The organism is Streptomyces sp. NPDC046805 (assembly GCF_040645355.1).
Lineage (GTDB): Bacteria > Actinomycetota > Actinomycetes > Streptomycetales > Streptomycetaceae > Streptomyces.
Genome location: NZ_JBEYYC010000002.1, coordinates 369,469 through 377,103 on the forward strand (window position 1 = coordinate 369,469; position 7,635 = coordinate 377,103).

7 protein-coding genes are annotated in these 7,635 nt (G+C 73.6%); 5 read left to right on the plus strand and 2 right to left on the minus strand.

Features of this window, described 5'->3' with window-relative positions; genetic code table 11:
• Positions 1-6: 6 nt before the first annotated feature.
• Entirely contained in the window at positions 7-1,803 is a 1,797-nt protein-coding gene (locus ABZ910_RS04460; protein WP_361359033.1) for a phosphatidylglycerol lysyltransferase domain-containing protein, read from the plus strand.
• A gap of 10 nt (positions 1,804-1,813) precedes the next feature.
• Positions 1,814-2,581: a hypothetical protein gene (locus ABZ910_RS04465; RefSeq protein ID WP_361359036.1), complete on the plus strand. Its 768-nt coding sequence runs from the start codon at positions 1,814-1,816 to the stop codon at positions 2,579-2,581.
• Here ABZ910_RS04465 and ABZ910_RS04470 read toward each other — a convergent pair.
• Positions 2,521-3,285 (minus strand): hypothetical protein, encoded by a 765-nt coding sequence (locus ABZ910_RS04470; RefSeq protein WP_361359039.1) that lies wholly within the window; start codon positions 3,283-3,285, stop codon positions 2,521-2,523. The genes ABZ910_RS04465 and ABZ910_RS04470 overlap by 61 nt on opposite strands.
• Before the next feature lie 68 nt (positions 3,286-3,353).
• Between ABZ910_RS04470 and ABZ910_RS04475 the strand changes: the two genes are divergently transcribed.
• The gene (locus ABZ910_RS04475; protein WP_361359042.1) at positions 3,354-4,139 is read left to right on the plus strand and encodes an adenosylcobinamide-GDP ribazoletransferase; all 786 of its coding nucleotides are present in this window, start codon (positions 3,354-3,356) and stop codon (positions 4,137-4,139) included.
• A 4-nt stretch (positions 4,140-4,143) separates the two neighbouring features.
• On the opposite strand, the gene ABZ910_RS04480 is transcribed toward ABZ910_RS04475, so the two are convergent.
• A complete protein-coding gene (locus tag ABZ910_RS04480; RefSeq protein WP_361359045.1) occupies positions 4,144-4,794 on the minus strand; it encodes a spherulation-specific family 4 protein in 651 nt (216 codons plus the stop codon).
• 444 nt (positions 4,795-5,238) lie between these two features.
• Here ABZ910_RS04480 and ABZ910_RS04485 point away from each other — a divergent pair, with 444 nt between their 5' ends.
• Positions 5,239-6,774 (plus strand): leucyl aminopeptidase, encoded by a 1,536-nt coding sequence (locus ABZ910_RS04485; RefSeq protein ID WP_361359048.1) that lies wholly within the window; start codon positions 5,239-5,241, stop codon positions 6,772-6,774.
• Positions 6,775-7,126: 352 nt separating this feature from the next.
• Positions 7,127-7,635, plus strand: a 509-nt coding sequence (locus ABZ910_RS04490) for an FAD-dependent oxidoreductase (protein WP_361359051.1), incomplete at its 3' end; no start/stop codon positions are given.

The window sequence follows — 7,635 nt, forward strand, 5'->3', positions numbered from 1 at the left end:
CTCTCCATGGGACATGCCCGAATTGCCGTGGAGCAGGGAGCGGGGCCGGCTCGCTCGGCCGACACCGTACGGTCGTCGGGCGGCGCGGCCTCGTCGCGGGCCGCCGCCGGTGCCGTCTGGTATCTGCGGGCCGTCGCCTTCGTCAACTTCCTCAGCGCGGTGTGGGTTTCCCTGGGGCAGGACGTGCGGCGGCACAACCAGGAGAACCTCTTCACGCCGTACCTGCTGACGGCCGGCTTCGCCTCCGGTGTCTTCACCGCGTTCCTCGCCGTCACCATGCGCCGCCGCAAACGGGCCGCGTGGATCCTGAACCTGGTGCTCAGCGGGGCGTTCCTCGCGCTGTTCTCGGTCGCCATGGCGTTTCCGGAGATCAGGCGGTCCGCGCAGAACTGGGTGTCGCTGGGCCTCACGGCCGCCTTCGTCGCGGCCCTGCTCCTCGGCCGCCGGGAGTTCTACGCCAAGGGCGACCGGTCCAACCCCGAGCTCGCCGCCACCGTCGCCGTCGGCGGCGGCCTCGCCGCGTCACTGCTGGCCGCGCTGCTGGTGACGGTCACCAACCAGGCGCCGGACGCCGGGAGTTCGACGTTCGCCGAGCGCTGGCAGTACGGCACCCTGCGGCTCGTCTCGGTGGGCGCCGAGGAGACCGGCTTCCGCGGGATCGCCCCGCCGACCTGGTCCGACGTCGCCGTCAACGTGCTCAGCACGGCCCTCGTCCTCGGCGTGCTCTACGCCGCCTTCCGCTCCCGGCGTGCCGTCGACCCGCTCGGCGCGGACGACGAGAAGAAGTTGCGGGTCCTGCTCGGCGGGCACGGCGAACGGGACTCGCTCGGCTACTTCGCGCTGCGCCGGGACAAGAGCGTGGTGTGGTCACCGACCGGGAAGGCCGCGGTGGCGTACCGGGTGGTGAGCGGGGTATCGCTGGCTTCGGGAGATCCGATCGGCGACCCGGAGGCCTGGCCGGGGGCGATCGCGCCCTGGCTGGCCGAGGCGCGGGCGCACGGCTGGATCCCCGCCGTGATGGGGGCGAGCGAGGAGGCGGGGACCGTGTATGCGCGCCACGGCCTCGACGCCCTAGAACTCGGCGACGAGGCGATCGTGGAGGTCGCCGAGTTCACGCTGGAGGGGCGGGCCATGCGCACCGTCCGGCAGGCGTACAACCGGGTGCGGCGGGCCGGCTACGCGGTACGCGTCCGACGGCACGCGGACATCCCGGCCGACGAGATGGCGTACCTGGTCGCGCGGGCGGACGACTGGCGGGACGGCGCCACCGAACGCGGCTTCAGCATGGCGCTCGGACGGCTCGGGGACCGGGGGGACGGGCAGTGCGTGATGCTCGAATGCTCCGATGCGGACGGCGAGTTGAAGGCACTGCTGTCCTTCGTGCCCTGGGGGCCGCACGGGCTGTCCCTGGACCTCATGCGCCGCGACCGGCATTCCGACAACGGCCTCATCGAGTTCATGGTCATCGACCTGCTGCGCCGGGCCCGCGGCCTCGGCATCACCCAGGTCTCGCTCAACTTCGCGATGTTCCGCTCGGTCTTCGAGCGTGGGGCGCGTCTCGGCGCGGGCCCGGTGCTGCGGCTGTGGCGGTCTCTCCTCAGCTTCTTCTCGCGCTGGTGGCAGATCGAGTCGCTGTACCGGGCCAACGCCAAGTACCGGCCCATCTGGGAACCGCGCTTCCTGCTCTTCGAGAAGAGCGCGGACCTGCCGCGCATCGGCCTCGCGTCGGCGCGCGCGGAGGGCTTCCTGGAAGCACCGGGGCTGCCGAAGTGGCTGCACCGGCATCTGGACACGCACAGATGAGGACCGCCGGATGAAGACGCTCGTCCACTGGGCCCGCGCCGAATGGGGACCGCTGTACGTCGCCGTGCGCGAGCGCCTGCTGGAGCGGCGCTGGAGCGACCTCCTCGCGGAGCGCTCCGCCCTGACGACGTGGCGGGCGTGGGCGAGAGCGGCCCCGATGACCCTCGGGGCGGTGTGTCTGACGGCGGGGCTGCAGTTCGTGCAGAACCAGCCCTGGGGTTTCCGGCTCGTGGAGGACGCGGGCGCGGTGCGCGCCGCGGACCCACTCGTCCCGTCCCTGCTGCGCACCCCGCTGTCCCTGTTCGTCCCGGCGCTGGACCTGCCGGTGTGGGGCGCGCTGGCGCAGGTCCTCTTCGTGATCGGGCTCGCCGAGATCTGCCTCGGCCCACGGCGGACGCTGGCCATCGGGTACGCCGCCACGCTCGCCGGGACGCTGTACGCGCGCATCGGCGTCGCCCTCGGCCCCGGCCAGCCGCTCGGCCTGCCACCCGCGGACGCACAGGTCGTGGACACGGGCCCGTCGGCGGCCGTGGTGGCGCTCGCCGTCTACCTGGGCTGGCGGTACGGCGCCCGGATCACGGCCGGTGCGGTGGTCACGGCGATGACGGCCGAGGTGCTGCTGAAGGAGAACCTCGCCGGCAAGGAGCACCTGGCGGCGCTCACGGGGGTGGGGATGCTGTGCGGCGCGTCGGCCCTGCGGGAGCGGTACCGCTCCGGTCACCCCCGGCCGGGAAGGCGCCCCGTTCCCGAGTCGGGCCTGCCGCCGATCCAGTCCTGAAGGGCCCGGCTGCGTCCGGCCCACCGGCGGTCGTGCCGGTAGGCCCGCAGCAGCGACTTGGCGCGGGCACGCGGGCGGCGCCGGTAGAAACGCCTGGCCCAGGGCGAGGCGGGACGGGCGAGACGGAGCGACCCGACCAGGGCGATGACCGGAATGATCGCGCCGAACAGCGCGATGCGGGCCTTGCCCTTGCTCAGGGCGATCAGGGAGAAGAGGAGGTTGCCGACGATGGTCGCGATGACGGTGCCGCGGCCCTTGAGCTCGCCCTGGGTGAGGTCGTTGACGCCGAACGGCGAGAAGCCGGCGAGCAGCAGGCCGACGAGGGCGGCGGTGAGGACGACGACCTCGACGCTCTTGCGGCCCCGCTCGGTCCAGTAGACGTCGTCGAGGTGCAGGATCAGCGCGAACTCGTCCAGGACCAGGCCGGCCCCGATCCCGAAGACGACGGCGGCGACGACCCCGCCGACGCCGTGCCGGTCGCTGGCCACGGCACCGAAGCCGCCGGCGACGATGAGGACGACGCCGGGAACGACGTGGTGGATGTGCAGCCCACCCGCCTGGACATTGCCGAACGGGCCCCTCCCCGCCCGGATCAGACGGGTGATGAGCCGGGTGACCAGGAAGGTCAGGACGAAGGCGGAGAGGGCGGCGAGCAGCGGGAGTTTGCCGGGTTCGACGATGTTCCGCTCCCACCAGTGCCCCATGTGCGCACTTTATCCCGTTGTCCCGGGCGCCCGTTCGCGCCCGCTCGGCCGCCGGGTAGCCTGCGCCGATGTTCTCGACCCCCTGGCCGGACGGCCTGCGCTTCGCCTTCGGCACCCTCACCGTGCTCCCGGTCAAGGTCTCCCGCTGGGACCGCGAGGCCGCACGCGGCGGCATGCTGTCCGCCCCGCTGGCCGGACTCGTGGTCGGCACGTGCGCCGCGGCGCTCGGCGTGCTGCTGCTGTTCCTCGGCTCCGGCCCCCTGCTCGCCGCCGTCGCCGCCGCCGCCGTGCCCGCCGCGCTGACCCGGGGACTCCACCTCGACGGCCTCGCCGACACCGCGGACGGACTCGGCAGCGGCAAGCCCGCCGAGGACGCGCTGCGCATCATGAAGCAGTCGGACATCGGTCCGTTCGGCGTCGTCACGCTCGTCCTCGTGGTGCTGGCCCAGGTGGCCGCCCTGGCGCAGGCGTACGGCGACTCGTGGGCCCGGGGCGCGCTCGCCGCCGTCGTCTCGGCGACCGCCGCGCGGCTGGCGCTGACCCTCGCCGCACGCGCCGGGACACCGGCCGCGCGCCCGGAGGGGCTGGGCGCGGCCGTGGCCGGGGTGGTGCCGACGGGCGGCGCGCTCGCCGTCGCGCTCGCCGTGGCGGCGGTGGCCGCGGGCGGCGGTGCGCTCCTCGGGGCGTACGACCTCGTCCGCGCCGTCCTCGCGGTCGTGGCCTCCGTCGCCGCCGCGGAACTCCTCCTGCGCCGCTGCACGCGCCGCTTCGGCGGGGTCACCGGTGACGTGTTCGGCGCCCTCGCGGAGACGGCGGCGACGACGGCGCTCGTGGTGCTGTCGCTCGGACGTTAGAAGCTCACCGCGCGCCCACCGTGTGGGGCAGCGTGCCCCAGGGATGCGTGCCGGTGCAGGGCACCGCGCAGTACACGGTCGCGCCCCGCTCGCGGGCGGCCCCCTCCACGTCGGCGCCGGACGGGACGCCGCACACCAGATGGCACAGCCGCACCCCGGTGCCGTACCGGCCGCCCGGGTGCGGGGGTGTGCGGGTGTACGCCGCCCAGGGGCCCTCGAAGGTCACCAGGACGTCGGCGATCCTGGCGTAGGACGGGTGGGGCGGCGTGCCGTGGTTGAGGACGAGCGTGCCGCAGCCGGCGCTCCGGGCGGCCGAGGCCAGCTGCTGGTAGTGCCGCAACTGCTGTGCTTCCGCGGCCGCTTGATCCAGGAAGGCGCCGTCGACGCCGTACCAGGCGCGGTGCCGGGCGAGGTCGCGGACGACGTCGGGCCGGGGGCGGCGGGCGTAGTCGGTGTCGGCGTACCCGAGGACCCGCACGCCCGCGGCCCGCAGCCGGGCCGCGAGCTCGGCGAACGCCGGGTCGGGGCGCTCGCCGGGGCCGCCGGCCGGGTTGAGGACGACACCGTAGAGACGCGGGGCGGCCGCGACGATCGCCGCCCACTCGGCGGGGCGGACGGAGGGATGCTCGTAGTAGGGGACCAGCAGCGGGCTCATCCGTGGGCCGTCATCCTTCCCGACAGGACGCACACCAGGACGACTTGGGCGGTGGCCGCCGCGCAGCGGACCGCCGCATGATGTGCCACCCTCGGCCCCTCCCCCCGGACGATCCCCTTTCGACCGGTTCCGAGGATGATCAGCGGAAAACACGTGAAACGGCGGGTAGTTGGCCGCCGGAACCCGACGAGTGTGTCCCAGCCGGACGAAGGGCCGGGGCGGGAAGTGGCCAGGACGGCACGCACAGGTGAACACCCGCAGGAATGAGCGAACGCGCGCACGCGCGTAGTCTCGTTCCGGGTGTTCGCCTCAGGAACAGGGTGAAGGCCCGGTCGAGAGGCGCCCCAGGGCCACTTCCAAGGTCGGTTCCCGGGCCCGGCCGACCCACCCGCCCGGCCACTGCAACTTCACATCGGATACACATCGGAAGCGAGTTTCACCACCGTGACTGCTCTTACTCTCAGCACCTCCGCGGCGCCCGGCCTGCGCGCCGACGCGATCGTCGTCGGTGTCGCCAAGGGCTCCGCGTCCACGTCCGGGGACCTTGTCGTCGCGCCCGGCGCCGAGGCCGTGGACGACGCCTACGACGGCAAGCTCGCCGGCGTCCTGGAGACCCTCGGCGCCTCGGGTGCCGAGGGCGAGGTGACGAAGCTGCCCGCCCCGGCAGACTTCAAGGCACCGCTCGTGGTGGCGGTGGGCCTGGGCGAGGAGCCCGAGGAGGGCACGGCCTACGACACCGAGACGCTGCGCAAGGCGGCCGGTGTCGCCGCCCGCGCGCTCGCCGGGACCAAGAAGGCCGCCTTCGCCCTGCCGGTCGCCGACGCCGACGCGATCGCCGCGCTCGGCGAGGGCGTGCTGCTCGGCGCGTACTCCTTCGACGTCTACAAGGAGAACGGTGACGCGGAGTCCAAGAACGGCAAGGCCCCGCTCGCCGAGGCCGCGCTGCTCGGCGGCAAGCCGCGGGACAAGGAGTACAAGGCGGCCCTGGAGCGCGCCGTCGCCGTCTCCGAGGAGCTCAACCGCGCCCGCGACCTCGTCAACACCCCGCCGAACGACCTCGACCCGGCGGCGTTCGCCGCGCTCGCGCGGACCGCAGCCGAGGAGCACGGCCTCAAGGTGCAGGTGCTCGACGAGAAGGCCCTGGTCAAGGGCGGTTACGGCGGCATCCTCGGCGTCGGCGGCGGCTCGGCGTCGACCCCGCGCCTGGTGAAGCTGTCGTACACGCACCCGGACGCGGACAAGCACCTGGCCCTCGTGGGCAAGGGCATCACCTACGACTCGGGCGGCATCTCCCTCAAGCCGGCCGGTCACAACGAGACGATGAAGTGCGACATGGCCGGTGCCGCGGCGGTCTTCGCCGCCGTCGTCGCCGCCGCGCGCCTGGGCCTGGAGGTCAATGTCACCGGCTGGCTGGCGCTGGCCGAGAACATGCCGTCGGGCTCCGCCGTCCGCCCCGGTGACGTGCTGCGCATGTACAGCGGCAAGACCGTCGAGGTGCTGAACACCGACGCCGAGGGCCGTCTCGTCCTCGCCGACGCGCTGTGGGCCGCCTCGGCGGAGGAGCCGGACGCGCTCGTGGACGTGGCCACGCTGACCGGCGCGATGATGGTGGCGCTGGGCAACCGGACCTTCGGGATCATGGCGAACGACGACGAGTTGCGCGCCGCGGTGCACGAGACCGCCGAGGAGGTCGGCGAGCCGGCCTGGCAGATGCCACTGCCCGAGCACCTGCGCAAGGGCATGGACTCCCCCACCGCCGACATCGCCAACGTGGGCGAGCGGATGGGCGGCGGCCTGGTCGCCGGCCTGTTCCTGCGCGAGTTCATCGGCGACGGCATCGCCTGGGCCCACCTCGACATCGCCGGCCCCGCCTTCAACGAGCAGGGCCCCTTCGGCTACACCCCGAAGGGCGGCACGGGCACGGCGGTCCGCACCCTGGTGCGCCTGGCGGAGCGCATGGCCGCCGACGAGCTGGACTGACACGTCAACGGGCCGACGCCGTCCGACCCGGTCACGAAAGCGACGGCGGCACACGGCCCCGGGGGCGCGAGCGTCCGGGGCCGCTCGTGTTCCCGCGTCCCGGTCCCCCTGCCGGTCGGCCGTGCGGGGATTCGTCCCGACCGGCCCGCCTGCGCCGGTCGTACCGAGCCGCGCGGTGTGATGGACGAGACGTCTCAGACACCGGCCCGCCGTCCCCTCGGCCCTCGGCAAGTGCAAAGATGGGGCTCGGCAGGACAGGGCCCCCCGAAGGGCCGAGAAAGAGCGGCCGGACACCAGCCGCCGACCGGTCAGTGAAGACCGGCGTACGGCGCACATGCATGGAGGACGTGACGTGGCGAACGACGCCAGCACCGTTTTCGACCTAGTGATCCTCGGCGGCGGTAGCGGTGGTTACGCCGCGGCCCTGCGCGGAGCGCAGCTGGGCCTGGACGTCGCCCTGATCGAGAAGGACAAGGTCGGCGGCACCTGCCTGCACCGGGGCTGCATCCCCACCAAGGCCCTGCTGCACGCGGGCGAGATCGCCGACCAGGCCCGCGAGAGCGAGCAGTTCGGCGTCAAGGCCACCTTCGAGGGCATCGACGTACCGGCCGTCCACCAGTACAAGGACGAGGTCATCTCGGGCCTGTACAAGGGTCTGCAGGGGCTCATCGCCTCCCGCAAGGTGACGGTCGTCCAGGGGGACGGCCGCCTCTCCTCCCCCACCTCCGTGGACGTGGGCGGCCAGCGCATCCAGGGCCGTCACATCCTGCTGGCGACCGGCTCCGTGCCGAAGTCGCTGCCGGGCCTGGTGATCGACGGCGACCGCATCATCTCCTCCGACCACGCCCTCGTCCTGGACCG

Bases quoted from the DNA above. Each gene is read 5' to 3' on its own strand.
- ABZ910_RS04480 (WP_361359045.1), bottom strand. From the start codon at position 4,794: ATGAGCCCGCTGCTGGTCCCCTACTACGAGCATCCCTCCGTCCGCCCC.
- ABZ910_RS04470 (WP_361359039.1), bottom strand. From the start codon at position 3,285: ATGGGGCACTGGTGGGAGCGGAACATCGTCGAACCCGGCAAACTCCCG.
- ABZ910_RS04465 (WP_361359036.1), top strand. From the start codon at position 1,814: ATGAAGACGCTCGTCCACTGGGCCCGCGCCGAATGGGGACCGCTGTAC.
- ABZ910_RS04475 (WP_361359042.1), top strand. From the start codon at position 3,354: ATGTTCTCGACCCCCTGGCCGGACGGCCTGCGCTTCGCCTTCGGCACC.
- ABZ910_RS04460 (WP_361359033.1), top strand. From the start codon at position 7: ATGGGACATGCCCGAATTGCCGTGGAGCAGGGAGCGGGGCCGGCTCGC.